Raw genomic sequence first — 18,274 nt, forward strand, 5'->3', positions numbered from 1 at the left:
TTCGGTGGGGGCGGCGTAGCCAGCCTTCTGATGTTATATGGAATTCGTAGTGCGGTAGGGCCCAGGCGGGGGCCAGAAGATGAAAAGAGAAACCTCAAACAATGTGCTGGCGGGGACACGTGTTGGCGCACTCGTGGCAGGGCTGTTCGTCGTCCTGATCATTTCGATCGTGATGCTGTTCGCCAACTTTGCGTACGTTAATACGCAGAGTAACTATGACACCGAGTACATCGGTCACGCGGGTGAGTTGCGCGTACTGTCTCAGCGTATCGCCAAGAACGCCACCGAAGCTGCCGCGGGTACCCCCGCTGCTTTCGCATTGCTGCGCGATGCGCGTAATGACTTCGAACAGCGTTGGTCTTACCTGACCGATGGCAACGCACAAAGCGGTCTGCCAGCAGCGCCTGCGGCGGTTCAGGAACAAATGGCTGCTGTGCAGCAGGACTGGGACGGCCTGCGGCAAAACGCCGACGCCATCCTGACCAGCGAGCAGACCGTTCTGTCGCTGCACCAGGTTGCCGCCACTCTGGCGGAAACCATCCCGCAATTGCAGGTCGAGTACGAAGAGGTTGTCGACATTCTGCTGGAAAGTGGCGCGCCGGCTGCGCAGGTTTCGGTTGCTCAGCGTCAGTCGCTGCTCGCCGAACGGATTCTCGGCTCGGTGAACAAGGTTCTCGCCGGTGACCAGGACTCGGTTCAGGCCGCTGACATGTTCGGCCGTGACGCCAGCCTGTTCGGTCGTGTACTGAGCGCCATGCAGGAAGGCAACGCGGCGATGGAAATCGCCAAGGTGAGCGACCAGGAAGCCCTCGAGCGTCTGGCGGAAATTTCCGAGCTGTTCGAGTTCATTTCCGGCTCGGTGGATGAAATCCTCGAAACGTCGCCAGAATTGTTCCAGGTTCGTGAATCGGCCAACACCATCTTCACCCTGTCGCAAACCCTGCTGGACAAGGCATCCACTCTATCCGAAGGTTTCGAAGGCCTGGCTGACGGTCGTTCACTGAACACTGTCGCTGGTTACGTGCTGGGTGCACTGGCGCTGGGTTCGATTCTCATCATCGGCCTGGTTATGGTGCGTGAGACCAACCGCCGTCTTGCTGAAACCGCTGAGAAGAACGAACGTAACCAGACTGCGATCTTGCGTCTGCTCGATGAGATCGCCGACCTCGCCGACGGTGACTTGACGGTAGCTGCGACGGTAACCGAAGACTTCACCGGTGCCATCGCCGACTCCATCAACTACTCCATCGACCAACTGCGTGACCTGGTAGCCACGATCAACCTGACCGCCGTTCAGGTTGCGGGCGCTGCCCAGGAAACCCAGGCTACAGCGATGCACCTGGCCGAGGCTTCCGAGCACCAGGCCCAGGAAATCGCCGGTGCTTCTGCGGCGATCAACGAAATGGCCGTGTCGATTGACCAGGTATCGGCGAACGCCTCGGAATCCTCCGCGGTAGCGGAACGTTCCGTAGCCATCGCCAACAAAGGCAACGAAGTCGTACACAACACCATCACCGGCATGGATAACATCCGTGAGCAGATCCAGGACACCTCGAAGCGGATCAAACGCCTCGGTGAATCGTCCCAGGAGATCGGTGACATCGTAAGCCTCATCAACGACATCGCCGACCAGACCAACATCCTCGCACTGAACGCCGCCATCCAGGCCTCCATGGCCGGTGATGCAGGCCGAGGCTTCGCCGTGGTAGCGGACGAGGTACAACGCCTCGCAGAACGTTCCTCGGGCGCGACCAAGCAGATCGAGGCACTGGTAAAAACCATTCAGACCGACACCAACGAAGCGGTTATCTCCATGGAGCAAACCACTTCCGAGGTGGTACGTGGTGCGCGACTGGCACAGGATGCGGGTGTGGCACTGGAAGAGATCGAGAAGGTATCCAAGACCCTCGCGGCGCTCATCCAGAACATTTCCAACGCTGCGCGTCAGCAGGCTTCGTCCGCCGGCCACATCTCCAACACCATGAACGTGATTCAGGAGATCACCTCGCAGACGTCGTCCGGTACCACGGCCACCGCCAAGAGCATTGGTAACCTGGCCAAAATGGCCAGTGAGATGCGTAACTCGGTATCCGGCTTCACCCTGCCACAAGACGGCGAGCAGGCCTGATCGACTGTACGGGCGGCGCATTGAACGATGCGCTGTTCGGCGGGCGTTGGCATGAGCGAGGTGCACGACATGCAGCCAGGCGTCTGGGTTCTGCAACCGCTGGCGGACATGTCCGCCACGGAGTTCCGTGACTGGCAACAGTTGCTGGAATCGCGGCTCGGCATGGTGCTCAACGAGCAGCGCCGGATTTTCCTGCAGACCAACCTCAGCACCCGCATGCGCGAACTGGGCATCAGTGATTACGCCAGCTATTACCGGCAAGTCACGGACGGCCCGCGCGGTGCGGTGGAGTGGGCGAATCTGCTGGATCGGCTGACCGTTCAGGAAACCCGCTTCTACCGTCATCCACCGTCGTTCGAGGTGTACGAGGCCTATATCGCCCGCCGCGACGAGCAGGGGCTGGATGCACCGCTGGCGATCTGGAGTGTGGGTTGCTCCAGTGGTGAAGAACCTTACTCGCTGGCCATTGGTGCCAGTGAGGTACTGGGCGCTGAAGGGCTGTTCGGTGTCACCGGCACTGACATCAGTCGCAGTGCTCTGAGCAAGGCGCGAGACGGTCTGTACGACGTGCGCCGGTTGCAACAGATGGATGAGAGCCTGCGCGAGCGTTACTTCCAGCAGCAGGTCGATGGGCGTTTCAAGGTAGTACCAGGGCTGGCCGCACGAGTGTGCTGCGCCAAGCTCAATGTGCTGGAGTTGGACAAAGCGCCAATGACCGGCATGGACGTTATTTTTTGCCAGAACTTGCTGATTTATTTTCGCCGCTGGCGGCGCCGCGAGATCCTCAACCGCCTGGCCGAGTGCCTGGCGCCTGGTGGCTTGCTGGTGGTCGGAGTGGGCGAGGTGGTCGGTTGGCAGCACCCGGACATGCTTCCGGTGGCCGATGAGCGAGTGCTGGCGTATACCCGCAAGGGCTAAGAGACGGAGTGTGTATGGGTGATCGGCACGACTATGTCGCCCTGGAGTGGGTCAAGGGCGAAATCGCAGAAACCCTGAAGCAGGCGCGACAGGCTCTGGAGGCGTTCGTCGAGAATCCGCAGGATTCGACGCGCATGCGCTTCTGCCAGACCTATGTGCATCAGGTTCACGGCACCCTGCAGATGGTCGAATTCTTCGGCGCGGCATTGCTCGCCGAAGAAATGGAGCACCTGTCCCAGGCACTGATCGACGGTCGTGTGACCAACCAGGGCGAGGCCCTGGAAGTGCTGATGCAGGCGATTCTGCAACTGCCGGTTTATCTGGATCGTATCCAGACTGCCCGTCGCGACCTGCCGATGGTCGTGCTGCCGCTGCTCAACGACCTGCGCGCTGCGCGGGGCGAGAAGCTGCTGTCGGAAACCAGCCTGTTCTCTCCCGATCTGTCCGCCCGAACTGCCGCTCTGTCGCCGGAGTCGCTGACTCAATTGCGCACCGCCGAGCTGCCAGCCTTGCTGCGCAAGTTGCGGCAGATGCTTCAGGTCGCACTGGTTGGCGTTATTCGTCAGCAGGATCTACCCACCAACCTTGGCTATATGGCACGGGTTTTCGCGCGCCTGGAGACCTTGTGCAAGGACTCGCCCCAAGAGTCGCTTTGGCAGATCGCCTCGGGCGTGGTCGAGGGGCTTTCCAATGGCAGCGTGGCCAACGGTACGTCCGTGCGCACCCTGTTGCGTCAGGTAGACAAAGAACTCAAACGTCTGGCCGAGCAGGGCGCTGACGGTATCAATCAACCCGCGCCGGACGAACTCACCAAGAATTTGCTGTTTTATGTAGCCAAGGCCTCCGCGCAATCGCCGCGCAATCGCGTGCTGCGTGACCGCTACAGCCTTGATGACGCGCTGCCTGACCACGACGTCGTCGATGAGGAACGTGCCCGTCTGGCCGGTCCTGACCGTGATGCCATGCGTTCGGTGGTGGGGGCGCTCTGCGAAGAATTGGTGCGGGTCAAGGACAGCCTCGATTTGTTCGTGCGCAGTGATCGCGCACAGGTCGCGGATCTGGAAGCCCTGCTCGTACCGCTCAAGCAGATTGCCGATACCCTCGCCGTGCTGGGTTTCGCCCAGCCACGCAAGGTGATCGTCGACCAGCTTGATGTGGTTCGTGCCCTGGCTCAGGGAGCACAGGAACCCAGCGATGCGGTGCTGATGGATGTGGCTGGCGCGCTGTTGTATGTCGAGGCCACGCTGACCGGCATGGTCGGTCAGAACGACAGCGCCAAGCGTGAAGAAAGTCATCTGCCCACCACCGATGTGGGGCAGATTCACCAACTGGTGATCAAGGAAGCGCGCAATGGCCTGGAACAGGCCAAGGACGCGATCATCGAATTCATCGCCTCGCAATGGAATCACGAGCACTTGGCCCGTGTGCCGGAGCTGTTGACCCAGGTGCGTGGCGGGTTAGCCATGATCCCGCTGGCGCGTGCCGCCGCACTGCTCAATGCCTGCAACCGTTATATCCAGGAGCAACTGCTGGCCCGCAAAGCCGTGCCGAACTGGCAGAACCTCGATACCCTGGCCGACGCTATCACCAGCGTCGAGTACTACCTGGAGCGCCTCTCTGAGGATCACGCTACCCAGGGCGACCTTATTCTTGATGTCGCCGAAGAAAGCCTCGCTGCTCTTGGCTACCCGCTGCAGGAAAAACCATCGATTCTCGATGCCGCGCCGGTTGAGGAAGAGCCCGCGCCACTGGATGACCCGCTGCACGACATCGACGTGCTAGCCGCACCAGCTCTCGATAGCGCTGCCGCAGATCAATCCTCACCCCATTACGAAGAGCTGCAGAGCGCCGAGGCGCCTGTAGCCGATGACCAATCGCTCGAGTTTGGCGAGCCCAACACAGCTTCGCCTGCTGACGACAGCCCATCGGTGGCCGACGACAGCTGGCCGCAGAGCGATGACGCACAGCCCCAGGCGCCTCTATCCGTTGAGCCCGAGGCGGCGCAGTCGCCCGCTACGCAACTCACCGAATCTGACCAGCAAGCTGATTATCCGTACGCTGACGCGCAGGCATCGGTGGCCGACAGCAGTTGGCCGCAGGACAGCGACGAGCTGCCTCAGGCAGCGCTCTCTGTAGATCCCGACGCTGCTCTGCAGGCCATCGAGTTTGGCGAACGGGAGGAAGACCCTTACGCCGACGCGAAGGCGTCGGTCGCCGCCGACAGCTGGTCACTGGACGACAGTGATCTGCTCGTCGACGAGACTGCTCGCGCGCCCTTGACCCTGGATGACGCGCAGCTGTCTGCAGCCGAGCCTGTGGATCTTGGCGAGCTTGACGCTCTGCCTGCCGCGGATCGCAAGCCGTCGTTGGCTGATGACGACTGGTCGTTCGATCTCGAAGAACAATCGACAACCCAATCGCAAACACCTGATCTGCAACAGCCACAAGGCGCTGCAGACGATACGCTGTGGTCGCTCGAGGAATTGGAGACCCGGTTGGATCTGGTCGATATCGACCCTCCTGCCAATGAATTGCCACTTCTGGATCTGCCCGCCGAGGGCTTCGAAGACCAGCCGCTCGATCTCGAATCGCTGGAGCTCAACGCCGACGGCGACGTGCAGTGGGACGAAGTCGATCTGGCCGATATGCAGCTGCCGGAAGTCGAATTGCCTGGCATGCCTGACCCTGTCGCACTCGAAGAGCCAGTCGCAGATAAGGCCATTTCCATGGCCGACGTGATGGCCGCTCCGGTGCAGGCCATCAACCCGCCTGCCCTGGACGTGCCGCCAAGCCTGCTGCCGCCACCTGCCGACGAAGAACCTATCGATGAAGAGCTGCGTGAAGTCTTTATCGAAGAGGCGGGCGAGGTGCTGGAAACCATCGCCGAGTTCCTGCCGCGCTGGTGCGCCAATACCGAGGACAAGGACGCGCTGATCGAAGTGCGCCGCGCTTTCCACACCCTCAAGGGCAGTGGTCGCATGGTGCGTGCACTGGTGATCGGCGAGCTGGGCTGGTCGATCGAGAATCTGCTCAATCGTGTGCTCGACCGCAGCATCCAGCCGGGTGCCGAGGTACAGCAGGTGATTGGCCAGGTTGTTGCCCTGATGCCGGAACTGGTTGACGAGTTTGCCGCCCAGGCACAGCGCCAGCGTGATGATGTCGACCGCCTTGCCGCCAACGCCCATGCGCTGGCCAAAGGGCTGAGCCTCCCAAAGCATGACGCCCCGGCTGCCGCGGTAGCCGAGCCCGCGGGCGAGATTGAGGCTGCCGCACCAGTAATCGAAGAGATCGAGGTGCTGGATCCGCAGTTGCTGGAGATTTTCCGCAACGAGGCGCAAGCCCACCTCGAAACCCTGTCTGCGTTTCTCGATGACTGCGCTCGGGAACTCCCGCAGCCGGTAACCGATGATCTGCAGCGTGCCCTGCACACGCTCAAAGGCAGCGCCTACATGGCCGGAATCCTGCCGATGGCGGAAGTCGCCGCGCCGCTGGAGAAGATGGTCAAGGAGTTCAAGGCCAACCTACTGCCGCTGGATCTCGCCGAGGCCGAAGTGCTGGTCGAGGCGCAGGGGCTGTTCGGTCAGGGCCTGGCACAGCTGGAAAGCGACCCGCTGCAACCGCTTCCTGGTATCGATGACTACCTGGAGCGCGTGCGGCAGCTGCACAATAAACGCCTTGAGCACGCCGAGAGCCAGCGTCAGGACATGCAAGGCGAAAGCCGCGACCCTCAGTTGATCAGCATCTTCCTCGCCGAAGGTATGGACATCCTGTTGGACGCCGAGGATCTGCTGCGCCGTTGGCGCGAGCATCCGTCCGAGCGCCAGGAACTCAGCGCTCTACTGGAGGAGCTGACCACCCTTGGCCGCGGTGCGGAGATGGCCGAACTGCCGCAGATCGACGAGCTGTGCGAAGCATTGCTCGATCTTTACGGCGCCGTGGAAGAGGGTAGCCTGGCCGTCAGTGAGCGCTTCTTCGATGAAGCCGAGCAGGCCCACGAAGCGCTGGTCAGCATGATGGATCAGGTCGCTGCCGGTCTGGAGGTCAGTGCCAGCCCCGAGCGCGTCGCCGCGTTGCGGGCACTACTCAATGAGGCGCTCGATCCCGCCAAATTGGCACTGCTGTCGGGTGACATACCCGGCTTGCAAGTGGTCGAACTCGAAGACGCTACTCGCGCTCTTGAGGAGTCGCTGGTCGTCGATGCGGCCAATGACGAGAACAGCGAATCGGCACAGCCAGTGGATGCCGCCGATGACGAGCTGGTGTCCATCTTCCTCGAAGAAGCCGTGGACATTCTCGACAGCGCCGGTCGGGCCCTGGAACGCTGGTTGGCGGAGCCGGACAACCGCACTGCACTGTCTTCGCTGCAACGTGACCTGCACACCCTCAAGGGCGGTGCGAACATGGCCGGAGTTGCCCCGATCGGCGAGCTGGCTCATGAGCTCGAAGCGCTTTACGAGGGGCTGGTAGATCGCCGTTACAGCGTATCGCCCTTCGTCACCGACAGCCTGCAGCAGGGCCATGCCTCGCTGGTCAGCATGCTCAACAGCCTGCAGCAGCGCCAGCCCGCGCAACATGCGGATGAGCTGGTCGCGGCGATTCGCCAGTTCCGTCAGCGCGGCGGGCAGGACGAGCAGGCCGTGGAGGCGGATGCGCCGCTGTTGCCAGAGCTGACCGACGCGCAAGATACGCAGCCGGACAGCGTTGCGCAGATCGGGCCGGATGAGTTGCCGCTCGAAGAGCCCGTCATCGAACCACTGAACACAGCTGGCAACATCCAGCCCGCAGAACCGCTGCAGCTTCAGCCTGTACAACAGGCTGCGGTGGACGACGACCGTGATCCAGAACTGGTGGAAATTTTCCTCGAAGAAGGTTTCGACATCATCGACAGTGCCGGTGCGGCGCTGTCGCACTGGATGGACGACGTCGACAACAGCCTTGACCTGGAATCTCTGCAGCGCGATCTGCACACCCTCAAAGGTGGTGCGCGGATGGCTGAAATTCGCGAGATTGGCGACTTGGCGCATGAGCTGGAGTTCCTCTATGAGGATCTTGGCAATGGCCGCCTGCGCGCCAGCCCGGTGCTGTTCGAGTTGCTTCAGGCTTGCCACGACCGCTTGGCGGAGATGCTCGATGCTGTACGTGCCCATCGCCCGATACCCGGTGGCGATGAGCTGATCGAAACCATTCGCCGGCTGCGCGCCAACCCTGATGAACAGCTGAGCATGCCGACCGCGGTGCCGCTGCGTGCCGCCCACGACGAAGCGTTCGATGCCGAGGAGGACATTCTCGATATTTTCCTGGAGGAAGCCGACGAGCTGCTCGAAGCCATGGAAGCGGGCATCGGCCGCTGGGAAGAGCGTCGTGATGACGTCAGCGCCATTGATGACCTGCTGCGCGTGTTGCACACCCTGAAGGGCGGCGCACGGTTGGCGGGCCAGAAGCATCTGGGTGACCTGAGCCATGATCTTGAGCAGCACCTCACTGAAGCTCAGGCGCAGGGAGCGCCCTGGCCGGAAAGCTTGTACCTCGATGTGCAGTCCGGCTTCGAAGGCTTGCAGAAGAACCTGGACGAGTTGCGTCTGCGTTTGCAGCAACAGCCGTTGGCCGAGCGCCCGGCCGAGCCGGAGCCCGTTGCCGCTCGCGCGCTGACCTCCATCGTCGCCGCCAGCGAACAGCCCGTGGCGCCGTCGCAGCGCCGTGTGTTGCCCTTCGTACAGCGTGCCGAGGTGGCCGCTGAAGAGGCAGCCTCCCGACGTGCCCCGCAGGAGCTGGTCAAGGTGCCAGCGGATCTGCTCGAAGGCCTGGTCAACTTGGCCGGTGAAACCTCGATCTTCCGTGGTCGTGTCGAGCAGCAAGTCAGCGACTTCGGTTTCACCCTGAGCGAGATGGAAGCCACCATCGACCGGGTGCGCGATCAGTTGCGCCGCCTCGATACTGAAACTCAGGCGCAGATTCTCAGCCGCTATCAGGCCGAGGCCGAGCGGGCGGGTTACGAAGATTTCGACCCGCTGGAAATGGATCGCCATTCGCAGTTGCAGCAACTGTCGCGTGCACTCTTCGAGTCGGCTTCCGACTTGCTGGATCTGAAGGAAACCCTGGCCTCGCGTAACCGCGATGCGGAAACCCTGCTGCTGCAACAGGCGCGGGTCAACACCGAGCTGCAGGAAGGCCTGATGCGTACGCGCATGGTGCCTTTCGACCGTCTGGTGCCGCGCCTGCGGCGTATCGTCCGCCAGGTCGCCAGCGAGCTGGGTAAGCAGGTCGAGTTCATCGTCGGCAACGCTGATGGCGAAATGGATCGTACGGTACTTGAACGCATCGTTGCGCCACTCGAGCACATGCTGCGCAACGCCGTCGACCATGGTATCGAAAGCGCCGCCGCTCGCCTTGAGGCCGGCAAGCCGGAGCAGGGCCGTATTCGCCTGGGTTTGGCCCGCGAAGGCGGCGACATCGTACTGACGCTCAGCGACGACGGCGCCGGCATCAACCTCGACGCGGTACGCCGCAAGGCCATCGAGCGGGGCCTGATGGACGTCGGTTCCGACCTCAGCGAGCACGAGATTCTGCAGTTCATCCTCGAGGCCGGTTTCTCCACGGCTGAGAAAGTCACGCAGATTTCCGGGCGTGGTGTCGGCATGGACGTCGTCAATGCCGAGGTCAAGCAGCTCGGTGGCTCCATGAGCATCGACTCTGCAGTAGGCCAGGGCACTACATTCCGCATCCGCCTACCGTTCACCGTGTCGGTCAACCGCGCGTTGATGGTGCTGTCCGGTGAGGATCTGTACGCCATTCCGCTGAACACCATCGAAGGTATCGTGCGGGTATCGCCTTACGAGCTGGAGGCCTATTACGGGCCGGATGCTCCGCGCTTCGAGTATGCCGGCCAGGCCTACGAGCTGCGTTATCTGGGTGACCTGCTCAATAACGGGCAGCATCCAAAATTGGTTGGTCAGAGCTTGCCATTGCCGGTGATTCTGGTGCGTTCCAGTGAGCACGCGGTGGCCGTTCAGGTCGACTCCCTGGCCGGTTCGCGAGAAATCGTGGTGAAGAGCATGGGGCCGCAGTTCGCCGCCGTGCATGGCATTTCCGGCGCGACCATTCTCGGCGACGGTCGCGTAGTGGTCATTCTCGATCTGCTGGCGACCATCCGCGAATTGCATGCGCATCTGCAGCATCTGGTTCGGCCGCGGCTGTCGGCCGACTTTGGTGCCGCGCCTGAGGTCGAGGTGGAGCGCCCAACGTTGGTCATGGTGGTGGATGACTCGGTGACTGTACGCAAGGTGACCAGCCGCTTGCTGGAGCGTAACGGCATGAACGTCCTGACCGCCAAGGACGGCGTCGACGCTCTCGCTCAGCTTCAGGAGCATCGCCCCGATATCATGCTGCTGGACATCGAGATGCCGCGGATGGATGGCTTCGAGGTTGCCAACCTGATTCGCCACGACGACGGGCTGAAGGATCTGCCCATCATCATGATTACCTCGCGTACCGGTGAGAAGCACCGCGAGCGCGCGATGAGCATCGGCGTCAACGAATATCTCGGCAAGCCTTATCAGGAGTCGCTGCTGCTGGGCGCTATCGAAAAATGGACTAAGCGTTCATGAGCGAGCGCAGCGCGGCACGTATCGCCGTGATTGCCGATACATCGTTGCAGCGTCATGTGTTGCAGCAGGCGCTGAGCAGCAATGGTTATCAGGTGGTGCTCAATAGTGATCCGGCGCGCCTCGACGATGCTGCGCTGCGGGCGTGCGATGCCGAGCTGTGGGTGGTCGACCTGGCGCAGTCCGATGATCTGCCACTGATCGACGCCTTGCTGGCGGATTCCTCCGTGCCGGTACTGTTCGGCGAGGGCCATGCGCCTGAGCGCAGCTCCGAGCACTATCCGCGCTGGGAGCGACGTCTGGTCGGGAAACTGAAAAAACTGGTGGGTGATCCCGCTTTATCAGCGGGCGCAGGTCTGGATGGTCTGCTCGCTGAGGCGCAGCGTCCTGGGCGCGTAGAGCTTCCATCGGTACTGGCCAATACGCCACTGCAAGCCGGCGAGCCAGCTAAACAGGTCTGGTTGCTGGCGGCGTCCCTTGGCGGCCCGGCGGCGGTAAAAGCCTTTCTCGATGCGCTGCCTGGCGGCCTGCCCGTGGGTTTCATTTATGCCCAGCATATCGACCCCAGCTTTGAGACGACGCTGCCCCAGGCCGTCGGCCGCCACAGCCAATGGCGTGTCGGTACGGTGCGCGATGGCGACAGCGTTCGCTGTGGTGAGGTGGTCGTGGTGCCGGTCAGTAACGAGCTGACCTTCAGCGATGACGGCGTCATGCAGGTCACCGCCCGCCCCTGGCCAGATCCCTACAGCCCGTCGATCGACCAGATGATGCTCAACCTGGCACAGCACTACGCGGCGTGCAGCGGCGTGATCGCCTTCAGCGGCATGGGCAGTGATGGCAGCGAGGCAGCTGCCTACGTGAAACGCCAGGGTGGAGTGATCTGGACGCAGCGTGCGGACAGCTGCGTGTGTTCGAGCATGCCCGATAGCCTGCGCGAGGGCGGCTACAGCAGCTTCAGTGCTGACCCGCGAGAGCTAGCCGTTGCGTTGGTCGATTATCTCGCCGAACAGTGCCGTTGATAGGCTGCGGCTTCCTTTCATTGAATTTCGCTGCATAACAGGATTTCTTCATGAGCCAAGCCGTCGTTACCCAGAACAGTGTCAGCAGCCTGACCGGTCTGGTCGTGCCGCTGGCCGATCGCACGCTGCTGCTGCCCAACGTGGCCGTAGCCGAGCTGATCCCCTACCGCGCCCCGCCAGCCATGCATGGCCTGCCCAGTTGGTTTCTCGGTCAGGTGGCCTGGCGTGACCTGAGCTTGCCACTGCTGTCGTTCGAGGCGGCATCCGGTGGCCAGGCGGTCGTCGGTGATAGCCCACGGATCGCTATTCTCAATGCGTTGGGCGGGCGTGCGAACGTCAAGTTCATCGCCTTGTTGGTTCAGGGTATTCCGCGTTCGCTGCGGGTTGCCGAGGATCTGCCGCGGGCAGATGTCACGTTGGCTCCTCTAGAGCTAGCCGCTGTCAAGGTGGACGACATGGTGCTGCGCATCCCGGATCTGGAAGGACTGGAACAGCTGCTCGCCGATGCCGAGCTGATCTAATCAGGCTGACTCGCGGCCTTTCGGTAGCCGCTAAAAACAGGGCTAGGATTTTTCCGTAGCCTGCTGTTGATAGAGGCGCAGGGCGGGCTCAACTGCGGCGCGGTAGCATCGACTTGAGCACGCCATCGCGCAGCCGATAGTGGTGCCAGAGCGCGATAGCGGTGTGGCCGAGTATCAGGGCGAATAGCAGGTACTTGGCCGTCAAGTGGAACTGGCGGGCAAGTGCTCTTGCGCCATCGGAAAGCGGCAACGGGTCAATTTGTACCAGCCAGAACAGCTCTACTGGCCGTCTGCCGAACAGTAGGCCGCTCAATGGCATCAGCAGTAACAGCAAGTAGAGCGCGACGTGACCAGCCTTGGCTGCGCGGCGCTGCCAGACTGCGCTCTCGAGCAGCAGATCCGGTGTGCCGTGCTTGGCGCGCACCAGTAGGCGCAGCACGGTGAGCAGCAGAATGGTCAGCCCCAGGGATTTATGCAGGGTGAATACACCCCCCGTGCCGCCGAGCAAGTCGGCGACCAGATCCTGGCCATAGGGAAGGAACAGCGTGCAGAGCACCAGCAGGGCAGTGAGCCAGTGCAGGCCGATCTGGGCACGCGAATAGCGATCTTTCATGGTTTCGCCTCTCATCAGGCACCGCTGCGTGCCGGCTTTCACCGCGCGATCATACCCATTTGGCCAGACGTTTTTTGTGGTTTTGTCTCCATTGATTCATAGCGGCTGTAACCGGGTGCTGTCAAAGAAACAGCCCGGGTTTCGATGAGTTTTCAAGGAAGGTCTCGGCCCATCCCGGGCTCAGAAATCGCCCCAGAGGTGCTGGGCAACCGCTAGCGCTGCCACCGGCGCGGTTTCCGTGCGCAGCACTCGCGGGCCGAGGCGCGCAGCATGGAAGCCGGCGCCCTTTGCCTGTTCCACCTCGGCATCGCTCAGGCCGCCTTCCGGGCCGATCAGAAACGCCAGGGATTGTGGTCTGGCATGGCTGGTCAGCGGTTCGGCGACCGGGTGCAGCACCAGCTTCAGGTCGGCCTGGCTTTGCTGCAGCCACTCGTCCAGGGCAATGGGCGCATTGATCAGCGGGATCGCCGAGCGCCCACACTGCTCACAGGCGCTGATCGCCACCTGCCGCCAGTGCGCCATGCGTTTGTCGGCCCGTTCATCCTTCAGGCGCACTTCGCAGCGGGCGCTGACGATCGGGCTGATCACCTGGGCACCCAGCTCGGTGGCTTTCTGGATCGCCCAATCCATGCGCTCGCCGCGCGACAGACCCTGACCCAGGTGAATGTGCAGGGGCGACTCGGCCTGCCCGTCGAACTGTTCACGCAGCTCGACACGTACGGTTTTCTTGCCAACCTCTATCAACTCGCCGCGAAACTCCTGGCCGCTGCCATCGAACAGCTGCACCGCATCGCCCGCTGCATGGCGCAGCACACGGCCGATGTAGTGGGCCTGGGCTTCCGGCAGCTCGTGCTGGCCGAGGGAAAGAGGGGCGTCGATGAAGAAACGGGAAAGGCGCATGGCGGTAACGGGTATGGGCTAAGGGTGGGCAAGCATAACCGGGTGGCGTTTTTTCTGCAGGCCGTCAGGGATGTTTGCACATCGCTGCAGGTCGCGCTGCGAACAGTCGTGGGGTGTTCGTCGTGCGCCAATATGGGCGAGCTGTCTGTCATCAAGGGTTGCGGTTATACGCCCATAAGCCATAGGGTAAAAAAAGAACGGCTCTGCTCCCGGGCTGCATTCCCGGGGCGCTTCAACACGGCAGGGCTGATTAAGGGGCGGGTGGCTTACACATGCACGTCAGGCTGGGGAGACCTGTTGCCGTGCATCGTCGTGGGCGCTGCAGCCTGCCCCGTTCCAAGGGCGGAGTATCCGCCGACACATTCCACGCATAGGGAATAATAATGAAAGTGCAACGTACCGGATTATCGTTGATGGCGCTGAGCGCCAGCGTTCTGGCCATTTCCACCGCTCAGGCAAGCCAGGCCGAATCCAAAGGGTTTCTCGAAGACAGCACGCTGGATCTGCTGGCCCGCAACGTCTACTGGCACATGGATCGTCACGCCACGGGCGCCCAGGACAATCGTGAATGGGGTCAGGGGTTTCATCTGAATTACAGCTCGGGCTACACGCAGGGCACCGTCGGCTTCGGTGTCGATCTGAATGCCTACATGGGCATCAAGCTGGACAGCGGTCGCGGGCGCTCGGGATCCGGGCTGCTGCCGGTGGACTCGTCTACCGGGCGTGCCGATGACGAATTCGGCACCCTGGGCGGCGCGGTGAAAATGCGTCTCTCCAATTCGGAACTCAAGTACGGCCAACTGCGCCCCTACAACCCGGTCATCGCGGTTGCCGATGCCCGCCTGGTACCCGCCACCGCCACCGGTTTCCAGCTGACCAGCGCCGAGATCGAGGGGTTGGTCATCGACGCTGGCCATTTCACCGCTTCCAAGGACTTCAACCAGGCCGGCAGTCGTGACGGTTTCTATGCCGGTTACGCAGGCGTCGAAGGCGGCAATGTGGATTATCTGGGGGCCAACTGGGTGGCCAGCGACGCCCTGAGTTTCAGCGCCTATGCCTCGCGTTACGAGGATCTGTGGCGTCAGTACTACGGCAACGCCATCTATAACTTGCCGCTCACCGACGAGCAGGCGCTGAATTTCGATTTCAACATCTACCACACCCGGGATAACGGCAAGTCCCTGGCTGGCGACATCGATGTCACTGCCTGGTCGCTGGCAACCGCCTACTCGGTCGGCGCGCATACCTTCACCGTCGCCCATCAGCGGGTGCATGGCGATCAGCCGTTCGATTACCTGACCCTGGGCGGCGGCGGTTTTCAGGATTCCATCTACCTGGCCAACTCTTCGCAGTTGGTGGACTTCAACGGGCCGGGCGAGCGCTCTTGGCGCGCCACTTACGCCATGGATCTGGCCAGTTACGGCGTGCCGGGGCTGTCGTTCTACGTGTCCTACATCCGCGGCGACAATGTCGATGGCAGCAAGATGGACGCCACCAGCGCCTATGCAGGTCTCTATGCGGACAGCGAGAAGCACTGGGAGCGTGACGTGAACGTGCAGTACGTGGTGCAGAGTGGCGCGGCCAAGGATCTGAAGTTCCGTCTGCGTCAGGCCACGCACCGCATCTCCGGAACCTCGGACGTGGACTCCGACCAGGTACGCTTCATCGTCGAGTATCCGCTTAGCGTGCTCTAAACGCAGCATTACGGCAGGAGGGGCAAGCCCGCCTGCCGTATCGCTCAGCCCGGGTCGCGAAAGCCCGGGTAGCGGGTATCGCCGGTGGCCACGCTGACCGAGGTACGGGTAGCCAGATCGATACCTTCACTGGCCACTTCGGCAAGAAAGTCGATCTGCTCTTCGGTGATCACGTAGGGCGGCAGGAAATACACCACGCTGCCCAGCGGCCTTAACAACGCACCGCGGGTCAGGGCGTGCTGATACACCTGCAGGCCGCGTCGCTCTTGCCAGGGGTAGGCAACCTTGCCAGCCTTGTCTTGAACCATTTCGATGGCCAGGGCCATACCGGTCTGGCGTACCTCAGCCACATGGGGATGATCGACCAAATGTGCAGTGGCGCTGGCCATACGTGTGGCCAGCGCCTTGTTGGCCTCGATCACGCCGTCCTCTTCAAAGATATCCAGCGTCGCCAGGGCCGCCGCACAAGCCAGCGGGTTGCCGGTGTAGGTGTGCGAGTGGAGGAAGGCGCGCAGGGTGGCGTAATCGTCGTAGAAGGCGCTGTAGACATCATCGGTGGTCAACACGGCCGCCATCGGCAGGTAGCCGCCCGTGAGGGCCTTGGACAACACCAGGAAGTCCGGCGTGATGCCGGCCTGCTCGCAGGCGAACATGGTGCCGGTGCGGCCGAAGCCGACGGCGATCTCGTCATGGATCAGGTGCACGCCATAACGATCGCAGGCTTCGCGCAGCAGAGTCAGGTAGATGGGGTGATACATGCGCATACCGCCCGCGCCCTGGATCAGCGGCTCGACGATCACCGCCGCGACTTCGTGGTGATGATCGGCCAGGGTTTGCTCCATCGCCGCGAACATCGTCCGCGAGTGGTCTTCCCAGCTCACGCCGTCCGGGCGCAGGTAACAGTCCGGGCTGGGCACCTTGAGAGTATCGAGCAGCAGCGCCTTGTAGGTATCGGTGAACAACGCCACGTCGCCGACCGACATCGCCGCCACGGTTTCGCCGTGATAGCTGTTGCTCAGGGTGATGAAGCGCTTCTTCGCCGGCTTGCCGCTGTTGAGCCAGTAATGGAAGCTCATCTTCAGCGCCACTTCGATCCCCGAGGAGCCGTTGTCAGCGTAGAACACGCGGTTCAGGCCTTCGGGCGTAATGCGCACCAGACGCTCGGATAGCTCGATCACGGGTTGATGGCTGAAGCCCGCAAGCATCACGTGTTCAAGCGTATCGACTTGCGCCTTGATGCGTTCGCCGATACGCGGATTGCCATGGCCGAAGACGTTTACCCACCAGGAACTGACGGCATCCAGGTAACGCTTGCCCTCGAAGTCTTCCAGCCAGACGCCTTCACCACGGCGGATGGGAATAAGCGGCAGCCGCTCGTGATCCTTCATCTGCGTACAGGGGTGCCAGAGAACTTCCAGGTCACGCTGCATCCAGTGTTGGTTACTCATCGACGTGCTCTCCCAATCATCAGCGGGCAAGCCTACCAGATGCAGGTCGTCGGCCGTTGATCACCGCAAATCAACCGCTCGCGTAGGTGGTGTTGAACTCCGTCATGGGGAATTTCACTAATCTGGTTGCGCCGCTTATTCGCATGGAGATATCGCCTTTATCGATATTTCAAAGCAACAATTTCTGCTTTAAGTCGATAGGTTTGTTGCTAATCTCTGTTCTCTCACCTTTTGGAATCAGGCCATGCAGTGGCGTAATTCAACGTTTCGTTACGGTCTTGTCAGCGTCTCCCTGCATTGGCTGGTCGCCATTGCCGTATTCGGCCTGTTCGCGCTTGGCTTCTGGATGGTCGGGCTTAGCTATTACAGCGGTTGGTACCAGACCGCGCCGAACATCCATAAGAGCATCGGCATCCTGCTGTTCATGGTCATGGCTGCCCGGCTGCTATGGCGCTGGATCAGCCCGCCGCCACCGGCGCTCCCTGAGCATGGTCGGCTGACGCGAGTGGCCAGCAAGCTGGGCCATAGCTTTCTCTATCTCGGCTTGTTCGTGCTGATGATTTCCGGCTACCTGATCTCCACGGCCGATGGCCGTCCGATCAGTGTGTTCGGGCTGTTCGATGTACCGGCAAGCGTGACCAGCATCCCCAATCAGGGGGATGTCGCCGGTTTGATCCACGAGTACCTGGCCTGGACTATCGTGATTTTTGCTGTCCTGCATGGTCTGGCTGCACTTAAACACCACTTCATCGACCGTGATCGCACGTTGTTGCGTATCTTCGGACGTTGATCCTTCAGCTGTTTCGGCATTGCACCGCAATGCCGTTCATTTCATCTCTCAAGGAATTCCCATGTTGAAGAAGACTTTCGCTGCACTGGCACTGGGCACCGCACTGTTGGGCGCTGGCCATGCAATGGCTGCTGACTACGCTATCGACAAGCAAGGTCAGCACGCCTTCGTCAATTTCAAGATCAGCCACCTGGGCTACAGCTGGCTGTACGGTACCTTCAAGGATTTCGACGGCAGCTTCAGCTTCGATGAGAAGAACCCGGAAGCCAGCAAGGTCAACGTTACCCTGAAGACCGAAAGCGTCGACACCAACCATGCCGAGCGCGATAAGCACATCCGCAGCGCCGATTTCCTCAACGTCAGCAAGAACCCGACTGCAACCTTCGCGTCCACCGCCGTCAAGTCGACTGGCAAGGATACCGCTGATATCACCGGCAACCTGACCCTCAATGGCGTGACCAAGCCGGTGGTGATTGCTGCCAAGTTCCTGGGGCAGGGCGACGATCCATGGGGCGGCTACCGCGCTGGTTTTGAAGGCAGCACCAAGCTGAAGCTGAAAGACTTCAACATCGAGAAGGATCTGGGCCCGGCTTCGCAGGAAGTCGAGCTGATCATCTCCGTGGAAGGCGTACGCAAGTAAGC

11 protein-coding genes are annotated in these 18,274 nt (G+C 61.6%); 8 read left to right on the forward strand and 3 right to left on the reverse strand.

Annotated features, from left to right (window positions below):
* Window positions 1–79: 79 nt before the first annotated feature.
* The 5 genes from K5Q02_RS06370 (at window position 80) to K5Q02_RS06390 (ending at window position 12,187) form a co-directional block, all read left to right on the forward strand.
* On the forward strand, window positions 80–2,128 hold the full coding sequence (locus K5Q02_RS06370; protein ID WP_225837496.1) for a methyl-accepting chemotaxis protein: 2,049 nt from the start codon (window positions 80–82) through the stop codon (window positions 2,126–2,128).
* 69 nt (window positions 2,129–2,197) lie between these two features.
* Window positions 2,198–3,046 carry a CheR family methyltransferase gene (locus tag K5Q02_RS06375; protein WP_225839604.1) on the forward strand — a complete coding sequence of 283 codons (849 nt, stop codon included), beginning with the start codon at window positions 2,198–2,200 and terminating at the stop codon, window positions 3,044–3,046.
* 14 nt (window positions 3,047–3,060) lie between these two features.
* Complete coding sequence (locus tag K5Q02_RS06380; protein ID WP_225837497.1) at window positions 3,061–10,650, forward strand: Hpt domain-containing protein; 7,590 nt, start codon at window positions 3,061–3,063, stop codon at window positions 10,648–10,650.
* Window positions 10,647–11,666, forward strand: coding sequence for a chemotaxis protein CheB (locus tag K5Q02_RS06385; RefSeq protein WP_225837499.1), 1,020 nt, complete (start codon window positions 10,647–10,649; stop codon window positions 11,664–11,666). Before K5Q02_RS06380 ends, K5Q02_RS06385 begins: the two co-directional genes overlap by 4 nt.
* Before the next feature lie 50 nt (window positions 11,667–11,716).
* Complete coding sequence (locus tag K5Q02_RS06390; protein ID WP_225837501.1) at window positions 11,717–12,187, forward strand: chemotaxis protein CheW; 471 nt, start codon at window positions 11,717–11,719, stop codon at window positions 12,185–12,187.
* An 88-nt stretch (window positions 12,188–12,275) separates the two neighbouring features.
* On the opposite strand, the gene K5Q02_RS06395 is transcribed toward K5Q02_RS06390, so the two are convergent.
* Entirely contained in the window at window positions 12,276–12,800 is a 525-nt protein-coding gene (locus K5Q02_RS06395; protein ID WP_225837502.1) for a cytochrome b, read from the reverse strand.
* A 180-nt stretch (window positions 12,801–12,980) separates the two neighbouring features.
* Window positions 12,981–13,700 (reverse strand): 16S rRNA (uracil(1498)-N(3))-methyltransferase, encoded by a 720-nt coding sequence (locus K5Q02_RS06400; protein ID WP_225837504.1) that lies wholly within the window; start codon window positions 13,698–13,700, stop codon window positions 12,981–12,983.
* A gap of 383 nt (window positions 13,701–14,083) precedes the next feature.
* On the opposite strand from K5Q02_RS06400, the gene K5Q02_RS06405 reads away from it, so the two are divergent.
* A complete protein-coding gene (locus tag K5Q02_RS06405) occupies window positions 14,084–15,394 on the forward strand; it encodes an OprD family porin (protein WP_225837506.1) in 1,311 nt (436 codons plus the stop codon).
* Window positions 15,395–15,438: 44 nt separating this feature from the next.
* Here the strand turns inward: K5Q02_RS06405 and K5Q02_RS06410 are convergent, their stop codons facing one another.
* Complete coding sequence (locus tag K5Q02_RS06410; RefSeq protein ID WP_225837508.1) at window positions 15,439–16,842, reverse strand: adenosylmethionine--8-amino-7-oxononanoate transaminase; 1,404 nt, start codon at window positions 16,840–16,842, stop codon at window positions 15,439–15,441.
* A gap of 244 nt (window positions 16,843–17,086) precedes the next feature.
* Between K5Q02_RS06410 and K5Q02_RS06415 the strand changes: the two genes are divergently transcribed.
* On the forward strand, window positions 17,087–17,632 hold the full coding sequence (locus tag K5Q02_RS06415; protein ID WP_225837509.1) for a cytochrome b: 546 nt from the start codon (window positions 17,087–17,089) through the stop codon (window positions 17,630–17,632).
* A 61-nt stretch (window positions 17,633–17,693) separates the two neighbouring features.
* Window positions 17,694–18,272 (forward strand): YceI family protein, encoded by a 579-nt coding sequence (locus tag K5Q02_RS06420; protein ID WP_225837511.1) that lies wholly within the window; start codon window positions 17,694–17,696, stop codon window positions 18,270–18,272.
* The last annotated feature ends 2 nt before the right edge of the window (window positions 18,273–18,274 follow it).

The sequence above is a fragment of the Pseudomonas sp. MM211 genome, assembly GCF_020386635.1.
GTDB lineage: Bacteria > Pseudomonadota > Gammaproteobacteria > Pseudomonadales > Pseudomonadaceae > Aquipseudomonas.

What these genes read in the sequence shown, in the direction of transcription:
- K5Q02_RS06370 (WP_225837496.1), top strand. Translation starts at nt 80, where the DNA reads ATGAAAAGAGAAACCTCAAACAATGTGCTGGCGGGGACACGTGTTGGC.
- K5Q02_RS06375 (WP_225839604.1), top strand. Translation starts at nt 2,198, where the DNA reads ATGCAGCCAGGCGTCTGGGTTCTGCAACCGCTGGCGGACATGTCCGCC.
- K5Q02_RS06380 (WP_225837497.1), top strand. Translation starts at nt 3,061, where the DNA reads ATGGGTGATCGGCACGACTATGTCGCCCTGGAGTGGGTCAAGGGCGAA.
- K5Q02_RS06385 (WP_225837499.1), top strand. Translation starts at nt 10,647, where the DNA reads ATGAGCGAGCGCAGCGCGGCACGTATCGCCGTGATTGCCGATACATCG.
- K5Q02_RS06390 (WP_225837501.1), top strand. Translation starts at nt 11,717, where the DNA reads ATGAGCCAAGCCGTCGTTACCCAGAACAGTGTCAGCAGCCTGACCGGT.
- K5Q02_RS06395 (WP_225837502.1), bottom strand. Translation starts at nt 12,800, where the DNA reads ATGAAAGATCGCTATTCGCGTGCCCAGATCGGCCTGCACTGGCTCACT.
- K5Q02_RS06400 (WP_225837504.1), bottom strand. Translation starts at nt 13,700, where the DNA reads ATGCGCCTTTCCCGTTTCTTCATCGACGCCCCTCTTTCCCTCGGCCAG.
- K5Q02_RS06405 (WP_225837506.1), top strand. Translation starts at nt 14,084, where the DNA reads ATGAAAGTGCAACGTACCGGATTATCGTTGATGGCGCTGAGCGCCAGC.
- K5Q02_RS06410 (WP_225837508.1), bottom strand. Translation starts at nt 16,842, where the DNA reads ATGAGTAACCAACACTGGATGCAGCGTGACCTGGAAGTTCTCTGGCAC.
- K5Q02_RS06415 (WP_225837509.1), top strand. Translation starts at nt 17,087, where the DNA reads ATGCAGTGGCGTAATTCAACGTTTCGTTACGGTCTTGTCAGCGTCTCC.
- K5Q02_RS06420 (WP_225837511.1), top strand. Translation starts at nt 17,694, where the DNA reads ATGTTGAAGAAGACTTTCGCTGCACTGGCACTGGGCACCGCACTGTTG.